The organism is Sphingobium sp. BS19, assembly GCF_027925545.1.
Taxonomy (GTDB): Bacteria; Pseudomonadota; Alphaproteobacteria; order Sphingomonadales; family Sphingomonadaceae; genus Sphingobium.
Genome location: NZ_BSEF01000001.1, coordinates 287,549 through 302,410, shown reverse-complemented (window position 1 = coordinate 302,410; position 14,862 = coordinate 287,549). Strand labels below are relative to the sequence as shown.

At 62.0% G+C, this 14,862-nt stretch carries 10 protein-coding genes; 4 read left to right on the top strand and 6 right to left on the bottom strand.

Annotation, left to right across the window (positions count from 1 at the left end; all coding sequences use genetic code 11):
• Positions 1 to 28: 28 nt before the first annotated feature.
• The 5 genes from QMG56_RS01475 to glmU form a co-directional block, all read right to left on the bottom strand.
• Positions 29 to 4,225 (bottom strand): translocation/assembly module TamB domain-containing protein, encoded by a 4,197-nt coding sequence (locus QMG56_RS01475; protein ID WP_281820795.1) that lies wholly within the window; start codon positions 4,223 to 4,225, stop codon positions 29 to 31.
• Positions 4,225 to 6,339: an autotransporter assembly complex family protein gene (locus QMG56_RS01470; RefSeq protein WP_281820793.1), complete on the bottom strand. Its 2,115-nt coding sequence runs from the start codon at positions 6,337 to 6,339 to the stop codon at positions 4,225 to 4,227. The genes QMG56_RS01475 and QMG56_RS01470 overlap by 1 nt, the downstream gene beginning before the upstream one ends.
• Before the next feature lie 163 nt (positions 6,340 to 6,502).
• On the bottom strand, positions 6,503 to 7,606 hold the full coding sequence (locus tag QMG56_RS01465) for an AI-2E family transporter (protein ID WP_281820792.1): 1,104 nt from the start codon (positions 7,604 to 7,606) through the stop codon (positions 6,503 to 6,505).
• A 128-nt stretch (positions 7,607 to 7,734) separates the two neighbouring features.
• Positions 7,735 to 9,558, bottom strand: coding sequence for a glutamine--fructose-6-phosphate transaminase (isomerizing) (gene glmS / locus QMG56_RS01460; protein WP_281820791.1), 1,824 nt, complete (start codon positions 9,556 to 9,558; stop codon positions 7,735 to 7,737).
• 1 nt (position 9,559) lies between these two features.
• The gene (gene glmU / locus QMG56_RS01455; RefSeq protein ID WP_281820789.1) at positions 9,560 to 10,864 is read right to left on the bottom strand and encodes a bifunctional UDP-N-acetylglucosamine diphosphorylase/glucosamine-1-phosphate N-acetyltransferase GlmU; all 1,305 of its coding nucleotides are present in this window, start codon (positions 10,862 to 10,864) and stop codon (positions 9,560 to 9,562) included.
• A 150-nt stretch (positions 10,865 to 11,014) separates the two neighbouring features.
• Between glmU and QMG56_RS01450 the strand changes: the two genes are divergently transcribed.
• From QMG56_RS01450 to QMG56_RS01435, 4 genes are all read left to right on the top strand, one after another.
• Positions 11,015 to 11,683, top strand: coding sequence for an HAD family hydrolase (locus QMG56_RS01450; protein WP_281820972.1), 669 nt, complete (start codon positions 11,015 to 11,017; stop codon positions 11,681 to 11,683).
• A complete protein-coding gene (locus tag QMG56_RS01445; RefSeq protein WP_281820788.1) occupies positions 11,680 to 12,435 on the top strand; it encodes an enoyl-CoA hydratase/isomerase family protein in 756 nt (251 codons plus the stop codon). The genes QMG56_RS01450 and QMG56_RS01445 overlap by 4 nt, the downstream gene beginning before the upstream one ends.
• A 99-nt stretch (positions 12,436 to 12,534) precedes the next feature.
• On the top strand, positions 12,535 to 13,065 hold the full coding sequence (locus QMG56_RS01440; protein WP_230188591.1) for a superoxide dismutase family protein: 531 nt from the start codon (positions 12,535 to 12,537) through the stop codon (positions 13,063 to 13,065).
• A gap of 206 nt (positions 13,066 to 13,271) precedes the next feature.
• Complete coding sequence (locus tag QMG56_RS01435; protein WP_230188592.1) at positions 13,272 to 14,027, top strand: Bax inhibitor-1/YccA family protein; 756 nt, start codon at positions 13,272 to 13,274, stop codon at positions 14,025 to 14,027.
• Positions 14,028 to 14,139: 112 nt separating this feature from the next.
• On the opposite strand, the gene radC is transcribed toward QMG56_RS01435, so the two are convergent.
• Positions 14,140 to 14,841, bottom strand: coding sequence for a DNA repair protein RadC (radC, locus tag QMG56_RS01430; RefSeq protein WP_281820784.1), 702 nt, complete (start codon positions 14,839 to 14,841; stop codon positions 14,140 to 14,142).
• Positions 14,842 to 14,862: the final 21 nt, after the last annotated feature.

Sequence of the window (14,862 nt, the reverse complement as noted above, 5' to 3'; positions counted from 1 at the left end):
CAGAAAGGATTAAACTGACTGCGCGAAATCAATAGTCCTTCGAATAGCGTACATTGACCGAAGTGCCGACCGCGCCGCCCGTCTGAGACAAGATGCTGAGCGCCTTCGACAATGCCACTTCCAGCTGCGTGGAGGCAAAGCCCCGCGCGTCGGTGATGATCTCCACATAGACATTGTTGGTCAGATACTGCCCTGCGGCCAGCGACGTGCCGCGCCCACTGGCCTTGTCCGCGCCCAATATCCGCAACCGGTCGATACCAGAGGCGCCTTGCAACTTGCCGAGCGGATTGAGCCCGCCGCCGCTGCCGCGCAAACCGTTGAGCGCGGCGGCCAACTGGATCGCCTGTGTTGGAGACAGGTTGGCGACATTGCTGCCGAACAGGATGCGCGAAAGCACTTCGTCCTGCGGCAGGCTGGGTGTCGAGGTGAACGCGATCTGCGGGTTTTGTGCGGTCCCGGTGACATTCAGGATCGCGCTTACATTATCGACCGTGGTGCTGGCCGAAATGTTGATGGTGGGGTTCATCAGGTCGTTGCTGTTGAAGGTGATGCGGCCGCGATCGAGTTCGAAGCGCTTGCCCGAAAAGCTGTAAGTGCCGCGGATAACATCCAGCGATCCGGTAACACGCGGTGCAGCCGTCGTACCCGTGATGCGCAGATCGGTTTCCCATTCGGATTCCAGGCCCATGCCGGTCACGAATATCTGATTATCCGCCCGCACGCGGATGTTGAGCTTGAACAGGCTGGGCGCAGAGGCCGTTTGCGGGCGTGCACCGGGTACAGGCAGCGCTTCGCCCTTGCGACGGACGCCCTTGAGTTCCCGCACCTCTGCGCCGCCCTGCCGGATGATCTGATAGCGCAATTCGGGCAACGTCAGTTCGCCTGCTACCAGCGCGCCGTCCGCGGCACTGTTCGTCACCGCCAAGTTGCCGCTGACCACCGTGCCCAAGGCATCGCTACGCGCCAGTCGTGCGCGGTCCAAGAGGATTTTGATATTCATGGGGAAGCCGTTGGCCGATGAGAGGCTCACGGTGCCGCTTGCCTGAACGGTTCCTTCGCCTGCCCGCCCGCTGAACTGGCGAATTTCGAGCCGGTCGTTCGTGAAGCGACCATCCAGCCGCATGTTCGTAACCTGCGTGCCGAATGTTTCGTTTTCATAGGTCAGGGCGTTGGCGCGAACGAGGCCGTTGAAGCGGGGATCATTGGCCCGGCCACTGAAGTCTGCCGCCACGGCGATGCCGCCGGTCAGTTGTTGATCCGCCTGTCCCGCCAGAGAGAACAGTACGTCGGCTGGCCCATTGTAGCGAATGCCACCACCCAAAGGTGCCGCCATCAGCCGCTCCATCCAGCTTCCCGAACCGGAGGGAGGTTGCATCGTCAGCACCGCGCGACCAAGCGCCGTGCCATTGCGGCGAATGAGTGCGCGGACATCCGCGCCGCTCGGCAACAGCTTGCCCTGCACGCTGATCGCAACCGGCTCCGAAACAGCGGTCAGGCTGGAGCGGGTGAAGTTGCTGATGGCGAGTTGCGTGGTTGCGGTGGGGAAGGCGTTGCCCGTCTGTGCAAAGTCCAGCGTGCCGGTCGCCTTGCCGCCGATCCCGAGCCCCGGCGCGAAGATATTGGCGATGGCGAGGTCGAAATCCTTCATCCGCGCCTGCAGGCTCGTCCGGTCGCCAAAGCGGCCCGCCAGATCGACATTGCCCTGCGGTAGCACCAGTGTTGTGGGCTCCAGACGATAGCCGCCTGTCTCGCCGCGAATAATGGCAGGCTTGGCCAGCCGGAAGGCGATACGATCCGCCGTGCCTTTCAGGGCCACCGCGTAAAGATTGGGACGGAGTGCAGCGTTCATCGCGAGCGTGAAGGGTACGCCACTGCTGCCCGATGCGACCAGTTGCGCCGTGCCGCGAACGCCGCGATAGTTCACCTTGCCGCGCGCCTGACGGACGACATAATCGCCATAGGCAGTGTTCGCCAATTGGACGTCGGCTACCATCTGTGGCGTATCGTACAGCAGGATCGAGGCGTTCACGATGGCGCGCCCGATGACGATATTGAGATCGCCCGGCAATTTCGCATTGCTGGCAGTGGCCTTCACATCGACGCTTTGCGTTCCGCTGGCATTGGCGAGCTGGACGGTTCCGGCAATGCCCGACCCGTTCAGGCGTAATTGCCCCATAAACGGTCCGGCGGCGGCCTGTTGCAGTGTGCCGGAAAAGTCGACACCTGCAAACCGTCCGCGCGTGATATCGATGGTGAGCGGACCGCGCGCCGTGCGGATAAGGACATTGGCGAAGAACGGACCATAAGGGGAGCCGCCGGTCGCTTCCAGCCGATAGCCTGCCGCCTCGCCATTCAGCTTTGCCACAACGTCGGTGAGTTGCACGCCGACATTGGGCCGCGCCGCGCGCAACACGGCCTGCGGACGGTCAACCGTTCCGCGCACCGTGAGCGCAAGCGGACCATATTGCCGGGAGCTGGCTGCCGCAACGAACGCCAAAGTCCCATCGGCGTTATAGCGGCCTGATCCGGACAGTATCGTGAAGTTTGGCGCTCCGCCCTTCAGGTCGGCAAGCGTGAATGCCCCCTCCGGCGTCATGCCGATCCGCCCCGAGAGCAGCGCATTGCCGCCGAGGAAATCGCGGACCGATGCCTTTTCCCACCGTGCCGTGCGTACGCCGAAGCGCCCGGACAGTCCGAAGCCGCCTTTGGCACCCGGCACCAGCTTTACGTCGGTCGTCAGGTTGACGATGCCCACGCCATCGATACGGTAATCGTTGACGCGCCCTTTCAGCGCACCGCGATACAGCCCATTGGGCAAGTCCGCGATCACGATGGCGGTCGCATCGACCTTGTCGCTGTCGATCTTCAGATTGTCGCTGATGAGCTTGCCAGAGGCATAAGCGAAGTCGCCCTTCACGCGCAGATTCTGAAGCAAAACACCGGCGGCTGCATTCAGGCCCGTTACGCGACGCGCCTGAGCATTCACGGGAATGCGGATACGGTCGGCATCAATGACCGCGCGGCCCGATGCCCGCAATCCTTCGATCCCGGTTGCGTCGAAAGCGATCTGTGCTGCTGTCAGGTCGTAATCCATAAACGGCGTGGCGAACGGTCCGTCCAGCGTTACCGATGCGCGCACGTCGCGTCCGCGTACATTCTCCATGATCGCGCCGGGGGTTAGCAACTGCGCGTCGATCTTCAACGCGCCGAAGCGACTGCTGGCTAGGTCAATCAGACCATTGGCGGTTGCCCGCAGCGCGCTCGACTGCATGGCAGCACGAAGAGTCACGCGCCGTTCGGCCAGCGTTGCGGTCATGTCGAGGGCGAGCGCAGGGGACGTTAGCCGCTGCACGGGCCCTTCCATGATGAGGCCGGGCTGCAACGGCCCCTTGGCGGCGAACGTCCCGTTGCGGGCGTCGAGAGCAATGTTCGCAATGTTCCCCTTTCGTGAGGTGGCGAGCAGTTGCCCCTTCCACGCTTGCCAGCTTCCTTTGCCGTCCAGCCGTACGGTCAACGCTTCGGTGAGGCCCGCCATGCTGGCGACCAGACCGCCTGCGGGCGCATTGAGCGTTCCCGCCATCGACAGTCTGTTTTCGCTCGGCACTGCGTCCAGTGACGCGCGGAGACGGTCGCCACTGTCGGCGCGCGCGTCTGCGGTGATTTGTGCGCGGCCATCGGCGATGTGCGTGACTGCATCGATGGAGGCGATGCGCCGTGCGCCCGCGACACCGCGGGCAAGGATCAGCTTGTCGATTTTCAGCCGATCAATGTCGATGTCGAGATCGGGCAGCAGCGGCGCGTTGGGATCGGTCGGCGTCTCATTGAACACCGGCGTCCGCGCGACAACGATCAGCGGCGAAGTCACGCTGCGCACATCGATGTGGCTACGCAGATACTGGAAGGGGCTCCACGCCACGCGGACTTCCGGGCTGACAGCGAACACGCCCTTGGTATCGCGCAGGATAAGGTCATGAATGACCATGTCGCCATAGATCGACCCGTCGATCCGGCCCATACTGATGCCCATACCCGATTCCAGCTTGAGCGCCTGAATCTGGCCGACGAGAAACCGTTTGCCGGGTGAAGTGTTCAGCCCGAGCAGCAATAAGCCGATGAGCAAAACCAGTCCGATCAGGACTGCGCCAATGCCCAGCGCCACTTTACGAACCGGAAACCGGCGCTTTTTCGGCTCTGCAACGGCCACGCTGTTGTCGTCGTCCGCCATCAGAAAGCCTGCCCGATGCCGATATAGATTGCGACCTTCGACTCACCCGGCTGCCGGTTGAGCGGCATCGCTATGTCGGCGCGGAACGGCCCGAAATTGGTGTAGAAGCGGCCGCCGATGCCTGCGCCAAAGCGAATATTGGAAAAGCTGGGAGTCGATCCTTCGTACACTTGACCTGCGTCGACAAACGGCACGATCCCGAAATTGCCGAAGCGATAGCGTGCCTCCAGTGCGAATTCGTTGACCGAGCGACCGCCAATGGGATCGTTGTTCGCGTCCTTCGGGCCGAGCTGCTGGAACCCGAAGCCGCGCACCGATCCGCCGCCGCCTGCGTAAAGGCGCCGGGATGGCGCGATGTCGTCGCGCGCTGCACCGGCAATCGTGCCGACCCGCGTGCGACCGGCAATCACCAGACTGTCGGAGACCGGATAATAACCCGACACGTCCAAACTGGCACGCGCATAGGGCGACACGCCGCCTTGCAGTGAGGCCTCCGGAGAAATGCGCAAGTTTACGCGGAAGCCCTTGGTAGGATTGAGCAAATCGTCCGATCGGTCATAGCCCAATTGCCCCGGCAGTGCGCCGATGAAATAGGTCAGCCGCTTGCTGTCGCCTGTATCCAGATTAAGGGTCGTTTCATTTGAGGCAAGAATTTCAAAGCCATAGGACCATGTCCACCGCTTCTGGAAGATGGGCGTCGAGACGCGCGAAATGCTGCCCGCGACCGTGGCGGTGAACGCTTCATAGGCTGCGTAGTCCTGCCGATTGATGCCGACCGACGCCTGCACCGTACGGTCGCGCCTGCCTGCATTGGACCGACGGAACGTGCCGGACACGCCCTGTTCCTGCGTACCGGCGATGACATTGCCGATCAGCGCGCCTTCGGGTGGGAAGAGGTTGCGGTGGGTCCAGCTTGCTTCCGCGCGGAACCCCTGCCCCGTGCCATAACCTGCATCGCCCGCCAGCGTGCGCGCGGGTCCGGCGTCCTGCTCGACCTGCATGTCTACATATTCGGTGCCGTCTGGCGCGATCTGCCCAGTGCGCACCGGTTCGACCGATACGCTGGAGAACAGGCTGGTGGCGACCAAGGCGCGGCGCAGATCGTCGACCTTGCGGCTGTCATAGAGGTCACCCTGGTCGAACCGCGCGATGACGCCGATATGCTCCGCATCGAAGGCTTGCTTGCCGCTGGTGGTGATCGTGCGGAAGGTGCTGCGCGGGCCGGTATCGACAGGCAAGGTATAGTCACCCGTCAGCGTCACGCCATCGAGCACGATGTCGCGCTCGCCCAGCTTGACGAAGGGATAACCGTTTTGCGGCAGGGTCAGGCTGACATTCGCCTCAGCCGCTTCCACCCGCACTGTCTCAATTGGATCGCCGGTCTTGAGCGGCAGGTTGTCACGAATCAGGTTGGGCGGCGTCGTGGGCTGCGCCGTGATGACGATTTCGCCGAGCGTATATTGTCTGCCGGGCACCACGGTGACGACGGCTTTCAAGGCCCGGTTTGCTGGCCCACCATCCGCAGAGGCCGACTGCTCTAGGGAGCTAAGTGCCGTGCCATCATAATAGCCCGCCGAGCGCAGCAGCCTTAGAGCAAGCGCCTCATCCTCCCGCGCACGCGCCTGCACCATCGCTGCAGTGTCGGCTTTTCCATTGCCATCTTCCAGCGCCGAAAGCGCTTTGAACTCATCCGCCAGCCCGGTATTTTCGAACCCTTCAACCGCGACGCTATAGCGCACGGAAGACGGCGTGTCGGTGGCCGCATCCGCCGCAACAGTCACTGGTACGACATCGAACCCTTCGAGCGGGGCGAGCGGTTGAGCCAGTTCGGTATCGACCGGCGTGGGTGTTACGGGAGGAAGTTCTGTAGCGCGTTCGGCAGGCGCGGACTGATCCATGAAGGTTTCGATGGACGTCAGCGGCGCGTTGGGATCTTCATCGACCTGAGGAAGCTGCGCCTCGAAACTCTTGTCGTCTATAATGTCAGGCGGCGTTTCGCTCGCGGGTACGGTTACTGCAGGTGCCTGCTGTGAAACCTGTGCGCTTATCGCATGAGGGAAAGTGCAAACCGCCGAAGCAATATATAGCCTTTTAACGGCAGTCTTAACCCGCATAATTTCCGTCGAACCCCCTTGCCGATGCAATGCATCGGGTAGCGATCCCAATGGCAATGCGGCAACAACACTCGACAAGAGACGCCTTGATAGCGGGATTGTTCCGCCATCAACGAACCGAAGGGTCAAATATTTGAATTGGCTTGAATTTTAGAAAACGAGATCAGGGGATTGCGGATGCGCCGGGGACAGGATCGGCCAAAGCCTCTTGCTTGCGCGCGCGTTGCTCCGTCATGATCTGCCATCCGGTCACGAACAAAGCCCCTGCCATTGGCCCGACGACGATCCCGGTAAGTCCGGCAATTTCGATCCCGCCCAACGTCGTCACCAGCACCAGCCAGTCGGGAATACCCGCATCGCGCCCGACGAGCATGGGCCGAAGGAGATTGTCGGCCAGGCCGATCACGACCACGCCGGACGCGATGACGACGATGGCCTGCCATATAGCGCCTGTCGCAAACAGATAGACCGCCACCGGCGCCCAGATAATCGCAGGGCCAATAGCGGGCAACAATGCCGCAATAGCCATCAACATGCCCCAAAGCAGCGCGGCGGGCAGTCCGACGATCCAGAACGTCACCGCGCCAAGCGCACCCTGCGCCAACGCCACAAGGCCGGAGCCTTTAAGGGTAGCACGCACCACGGCGCAGAATTTCTCCGCCAATCGATCGGCAATGGAGGGGTTCAGCGGCAGCGCCCGAACAATGGTTGGCCCCAGCCGGTCGCCATCGCGCAACAGGAAGAAAGTGACGTACAATCCCACCGCGAAGGCCAGCAGAAATGCGGCCGCATTGGCCCCGATCGACAGCGCCTGACGCGCAATCATACTGACGCTGTTGCTGACTGCCTGAGAAATCCGGGCCTGCGCCATTTCGAAGCTGCCGAAGCCGGAGGTATCCAGCATGCGCCGTAGACGGAGCGGAAGGGCATCGCGTACCTGCTGGAAATAGGATGCAAAATTGATTTGTCCGCTGCGCATCTGTTCATAGACGCCTGCCGCCTGATCGACCACCAGACTGGCGATGATCAATGCCGGGATGACCACTGCTACAGTGATGATCAATAAGGTCAGGGCCGCCGCCATATTCCGTCGGTCCGGCCACCGTTCCAGCACTATCTGAAACAGCGGCTGGAACAGCAATGCTGCAAGCAAGGCCCAAAACAGCGCACCGAGATATGGCGTGACGATCCACAAAAGGCCGAGCGAAGCGAGGGCAAGGAACAGCACGAAACCGCCATTTTCCACGCGCTGTCTGGCAATAGGCATCTCGGTCGCTTTCAAAAGATCGGGGTATTGCCACGGCGGCAGACGGGAATGCTAAACCCCCATGACCGGGATCGGTTGCGGCTTCGGACGATATAATCGTCCAGCACCGCCCCGGCCTGCGCGCTTTCTTACTCCACCGTAACGGATTTTGCCAGATTGCGCGGTTGATCGACATCCGTGCCTTTCAGCACCGCAACATGATAAGCCAGCAACTGCACCGGCACCGCATAGACCAAAGGCGCGATCAACGGATGCACCTTGGGCATTTCAATGGTGGCCATGCAGTTGTCGCCTGCCTCAGCAATGCCTTCCGCATCGGAAATCAGCACGACCTTGCCGCCGCGGGCCTGCACTTCCTGCATGTTGCTGACGGTCTTCTCGAACAATGGCCCTGACGGCGCGATCACTATCACCGGCACGGCATCGTCGATCAGTGCGATGGGGCCATGCTTCATCTCTCCCGCCGCATAGCCTTCGGCATGGATGTAGCTGATTTCCTTAAGCTTCAGCGCACCTTCCAGTGCCATCGGATAGTCCGGGCCACGTCCCAGATACAGCACGTCGCGCGCCGGGGCGATCAGATGCGCCATCGCTTCGATCTCGGCATCGTGGCCCAGCGCTTCGTTCATCGCGGCGGGCGCTTCGGACAGGTGCCAGACGATCTCGGCTTCCTCTTCCGGCGTCAACCGCCCTGCCGCTCGCGCCAGATTGGCGGCCAGCGCGGCCAGCACAGCCAGTTGGCACGTAAACGCCTTGGTCGATGCCACACCGATTTCCGGTCCGGCATGGGTGGGGAGCAGCAAGTCCGCCTCGCGCGCCATCGAACTGGTCGGCACATTCACGACGACCGCGATGATCTGCCCTTGCGACCGGGCATGGCGCAACGCAGCGAGCGTGTCCGCCGTCTCGCCCGATTGGCTGATGAACAGCGCGAGGCCGCCCTTTTCCAGCACCGGATCGCGATAGCGGAACTCGCTCGCCACATCGATGTCGACGGGAATGCGCGCGAATTTTTCGAACCAATATTTCGCGACCATGCCCGCATAAAAGCTGGTGCCGCACGCCACGATGGTGATGCGCTTCACGCCGCCCAGATCGAAATCCATGTCAGGCAACGCCACCTGATTTTCCATTCGACGCAGATAGGACCTGAGCGTCTGCGCGACGACGACCGGCTGCTCGTAAATTTCCTTCTGCATGAAATGGCGATGATTGCCCTTGTCGATCATCGCGCCGGACACGCCGGAAATCGTGATAGGGCGTTCGACAGGCTGATTGTCCTTGTCGAAAATCTCCGCGCCATCCTTGGTAATGACCACCCAGTCGCCTTCGTCCAGATAGGCGATACGCTGCGTCAAAGGCGCCAGCGCCAGTGCGTCCGACCCAAGATAGGTCTCTCCATCGCCATAGCCGACCACAAGCGGCGAACCCAGCCGCGCGCCGATCAGCAGATCGGGATAGCTGCGGAACAGGATCGCGAGCGCGAAGGCACCATGCAGGCGCGGCAGCACCTGCGCCACGGCATCGCGCGGGTCCAGCCCCTGCTCGACCTTCTCACTGATCAGATGCGCGACGACTTCGGTATCGGTCTCGCTGTCGAAATGCCGCCCGCGCGCTATCAGCTCATCGCGCAGGCTCTTGAAGTTCTCGATAATGCCATTGTGGACGAGCGCGACTTCGCCGGTCGCATGGGGATGCGCGTTGCTGGTCGTCGGCGCGCCATGCGTCGCCCAGCGGGTATGCGCGATCCCAGTCGTTCCCGGCAAAGGCTCGTCGCGCAGTTCGCGGACAAGGTTCAGCAGCTTCCCTTCGGCACGTCGCCGCTCGATGGCGCCATCATGGATCGTCGCGACCCCCGCGCTGTCGTAGCCGCGATATTCCAGCCGTTTGAGCCCGTCCACAAGCCGGTCGGAAACTTCCGCAGCGCCAACAATGCCGATTATGCCACACATATTATTTCGCTACCTTCTTAGCTGCCTTCCGCTCGGCCATCTTCGTGCGGAAGCGCTTTGCCCATCCCGGCCGCGCTTCCTGCTTTCCGCGCGCGATGGCAAGTGCATCCGCTTCCACATCGCGCGTTACCACGGACCCCGCTCCCACAATCGCGCCGTCGCCGATGGTCACCGGTGCCACCAATGCGCTGTTCGATCCGATGAATGCGCCCGCGCCAATCTCCGTCCGGTATTTCATGAAGCCGTCATAGTTGCACGTGATCGTCCCCGCGCCGATGTTCGCGCCTGCGCCTACAGTCGCATCGCCGATATAGGACAGGTGATTGACCTTCGCACCTTCGCCCAGCACCGATTTCTTCACTTCGACGAAATTGCCGATCTTGGCCTTCATGCCGATGTCGGCACCGGGCCGCAACCGCGCATAGGGACCGACTTCCGCGCCTGTCCGCACAGTTGCGCCTTCCAAATGGGAGAAGGCGTGGATGGTCACGCCATCCTCCACCCCCACGCCGGGGCCGAACACCACATGCGGCTCCACTGTAACATCGCGGCCCAGCACCGTGTCGTGACTGAAGAATACCGTTTCGGGCGCCACTAGAGTCACGCCGTCGCGCATTGCCTCCAAGCGCCGTTGGGCCTGCCACGCCGCCTCAACCTGCGCCTGTTCGATCCGGCTGTTCACGCCTGCCACTTCGAACGAGTCAGTCTCCACCACGGCGCTTTTCTGCCCCGGCAGCATGATGATGTCGGGCAGATAATATTCGCCTGCCGCATTGGCATTGTCGATCTGATCGAGCAGCACGAACAGGTCGGTCGAGCGCGTCGCCATCAACCCTGAATTGCACAGGGTGACGGCGCGCTCGGCCTCAGTCGCATCCTTATATTCGACCATCTTTTCGATGATCCCCTGCCCGTCCGCGATGATTCGTCCATAAGCGCCGCCATTCTCCGCACGGAAGCCCAGCACCACCGCGCGCGGATCGTCGCCCCGGTTCAGGCGATCAAGCAAAGCGCGCATCGTCGCAGTACTGATGAGCGGCACGTCGCCATAAAGAATCAGCACATCGCCCACGAACCCGGCCAGCGCATCGTGCGCCTGCGCGACGGCATGGCCGGTGCCAAGCTGTTCGGACTGCACAGCGATATCGACTCCGTGGCCAGCAACCGCCGCCTCGACTTGCTCGCGTCCCGCGCCCACAACGACCACCTGCCGCTCCGGCGCGAGTTCGGAAAGACTCGCTAGCAGATGCAACAGCATCGGCCGCCCCGCGACCGGATGCAGCACCTTGTGCGTGCTGGATTTCATGCGAGTCCCCTGCCCAGCGGCAAGGATGATAGCGGCGATGGGGCGTGTCACGATAGGGGAATGTCCTGCAGATCAAATCGGATGCTTGTGCGTCATTCACTGCCATGTTTGGCTTGCAATGGCCACAGCGCAAGGGGCATGGCGCGCGCTATGGTAGAGATTCCTTTCGATATTATTGGCTTCGATCTGGACGGCACCTTGCTCGACACGAGCGGAGACCTTGCCGCGGCGGTCAACCACGCGATCACCGCCATCGGCCGCCCCGCTTATCCTCCCGACGCGATCCGCCCGTTCGTGGGCAAGGGCGCGCGCGTCATGCTGGAACGCGCGCTTGCGGCGTCGGGCGAATGCACGCCTGCGCTGCTGGATGATCGCCTGCCGGTGCTGCTGGATTATTATCAGCAGAATCTGGCGATCCATTCGATCCCCTATCCCGGCTGTGTGGCCATGCTCGATGCGCTGGCCGCCCGCGGCCTGAAACTCGCCATCTGTACCAACAAGGCGGAGCGGTTCGCCATTCCCCTGATGGAGCAAATCGGGCTTTCGGATCGCTTCGCCACCATCATCGGCGGCGATACCGTTGGCATCGCAAAGCCTGACCCCGCGCCCATTCGCGAGATGATCGCGCGCGCAGGCGGTGGACGCACTGCGTTTCTGGGCGACACGATCAACGACATAGCGGGCGCACGCAATGCGGGCATCGCCAGCATCGCCGTCAGCTTCGGGTTCCTCGATGGCCCGGTCGAGGATCTGGAAGCAGATGCCGTCATTCACCATTTCGACGATCTCGTGCCTATGTTGGAGGGGTGGCCCGCATGACCCTGCGCCTCGAACGCGACGGCGCTATCGCGCGCCTGCTGTTCGACCGGGCGGACAAGCGCAACGCCATGACTCAGGAGATGTGGGCCGCGCTTCCCGCTCTGGTGGAAGAAGTGATGGCAGATGACAGCATTGCCGTTCTCATCCTGACCTCCGCGACTCCCGGCTTGTTCTGTGCGGGTGCCGACATCGGCGAATTTGCTATGCACAGCGACAACGAAGACTGGCGCATTGCTAACCAGTCCGCCATTCGCGCCAGCCACGCCGCATTGGCCCATGCGTCAAAGCCGGTGATCGCAGCAATCGACGGCGATTGCATCGGCGGTGGTTGCGGCCTCGCCATGGCTTGCGACATCCGCGTCGCTGCGCCCACGGCGCGGCTTGGCATCACCCCCGCCAAACTTGGCATCGTCTATTCGCTGTTCGACACAAAATTGCTGGTCGGCCTGGTCGGTCCGGGTCAGGCCAAACGCCTGCTCTATACCGCCGCCCTGATCGATGCCGCCGAAGCCCTCAGCATCGGTCTGATCGAGGAAATTGCGGAAGACCCCATGGCCCGCGCCACGACAGTGGCACAAACCATCGCCGCCAACGCGCAACATTCGGTACGCTCCACCAAGAACATCATCCGTCGTATCGTGGATGGCCAGACCGACGATGACCCCGAAACTCTCATGATGTTCCGCGATGCCTTCACCCGCGCGGAATTTACCGCCCGAGTCGAAGCCTTCCGCACCCGTCGCAGCTCATAAACCTGCGACGGGCAGGCAACAACCGCACGACTGCTGCGTTGGTGCTGCAGATATTATCGGTTATCCCGTCATCCGCATTACCCAAAAAGGAACGCCCCCATGAAAACCGCATCGCTATTGTTCGCCACCGCCGCCATCCTCGCCCTTCCTGCCTGCGCCACAATGGGCACGGGTCAGGGTGCGAGCGCGAACACGACCTTGCTGGGCGCAGATGGAACCAGCCATGGCGTTGCCAAGGTGACGCAGACGACGTCCGGACTTAAGGTGACGGTTGCGGCAACGGGTCTTACCCCCGGCGTTCACGCCGTCCATGTTCATACGACCGGCACCTGCACCGCCCCTGCCTTCACCAGCGCAGGTGGACACTGGAACCCGATGGGCAAGCAGCATGGAATGGAAAACCCGATGGGCAGCCACATGGGCGACATGCCGAACATGACGGTCAATGCGGATGGTCGCGGTACGCTGGAATACACCATCGCTGGCGGCGCATTGTCGGATGGCACGACCCCCTTGTTCGACGCCGACGGCGCCGCTGTCGTGGTGCATGCGCTGCCGGACGATAACAAGAGCGACCCCGCCGGAAAGGCTGGCGATCGGCTGGCCTGCGGGGTGCTTACGCTCGGCTGACCGACCAGCTTCGGCAGTATGTGCAGTCATTGCTGCATATTGCCGGAGCTTTTGTCGAAGCAGCGGAAACATGTCCCGATTGTTGCTGCACCGAATTGGAGGTTAATTCGACGAACGACGCCCGGTTTTCCTTGAATATTAACTCACTCCTCCGATATTATAGAGCATGTCGGCACTACGCGCCGACGCAAAGGAGACGAATTACAATGGCTAACTGGTCTGACCCCCGGACGCCGGACACCGGCTTTCGCACGGGCTTCGGCGCTGGCGTGGAAACACGCGGTGCTGCGTTCGACGCGGGGCTGCGGTCCTACATGCTGTCCGTTTACAACTACATGGCAAGCGGTGTGCTGCTGACGGGCCTCGTCGCGCTGCTGTTCTCATGGGGCGGGGCGACGTCGCCCGCTGCCCAGATCATGATGGGCCCGGGCATATTGAAATATGTCATCATGTTCTCGCCGCTGGTGTTCGTGATGGTGCTCAGCTTCGGCATCAACAAGCTGTCGACCGCGACGGCGCAGATGCTGTTCTGGGCCTATGCAGGCGTGATGGGTTTGTCGCTCTCGACGATATTCCTGGTGTATACCGGCACGTCGATCGCGCAGACCTTCTTTGCGACTGCTGCGGCTTTCGCGGGGCTTAGCCTGTTCGGCTACACCACGAAGAAGGATCTGTCGGGCTTCGGCACGTTCCTGATCATGGGCGTGATCGGCCTGATCGTCGCATCGCTCATCAACATCTTCCTTAAGTCGAGCGTCATGGACCTCGCCATCAGCGCCATCGGCGTGCTGTTGTTCGCGGGCCTCACTGCCTACGACACGCAGAAGATCAAGAGCATGTACGCACAGGTTGCCGGAACCGAGTTCATGGGCAAATCGGTCGTGATGGGCGCGCTGACGCTCTACCTCGACTTCATCAACATGTTCATGTTCCTCCTCCGCTTCATGGGCAACCGCGACTAAGCGCAGTCTGCGGATCAATAAAACGGAAAGCCCGGCGGAGAAATCTGCCGGGCTTTTTCGTTGGGCGATGGCGTTCCAATGTTCCGTTATGCGAAAGCAACGGCGAGACTTGTCACATCAGCCCCAGCGCCCTGAAACTGCTATGCCCCTGGCTGCCGATGATGATGTGATCGTGCACCACGATATTGAGACGTTTTCCGGCGTCCACGATCTGCCGGGTCACCGCGATGTCCTGCTGGCTGGGCTCGGGCGCACCGCTGGGATGGTTGTGAACAAGAATCAGGGAAGTCGACCCCAGATCGATCGCGCGCTTGATGACTTCGCGCGTGTAGATCGCCGCTTCGTCCACTGACCCATCGCCCATATGCTCGTCGCGAATCAGCATGTTGCGACTGTTGAGGTGCAGCACGCGCACGCGCTCTACCGTCAGAAACGCCATGTCGGCGCGCAGATAGTCGAGCAGCGCATCCCAACTGGACAGCACCGGTTGCTCGACGACCTTGGCCTTGAGCAGACGCAATGCTGCTGCCTGCGCGATCTTGATCGCAGCGACGCTGGTGTCGCCCATGCCCGGCTCCCGCGACAGTGCGCGCCAGTCGGCCGTCAGCACGCCACCAATGCCACCGAAACGATGCAGCAATGCCTTGGCCAGCGGCTTCGTGTCGCGCCGCGGGATTGCCAGCGCCAGCAGATATTCGATCAGTTCATGATCCAGCAGCGCATCGGGGCCCCCATCGGCCAGCCGCTGCCGCAATCGGGCGCGATGCCCCGTTCCGCCGTGGCCCGGCCCCGCCGGTGCATCGCTTTCGCTCATGCAACGCAGGGTTAGAGGCGA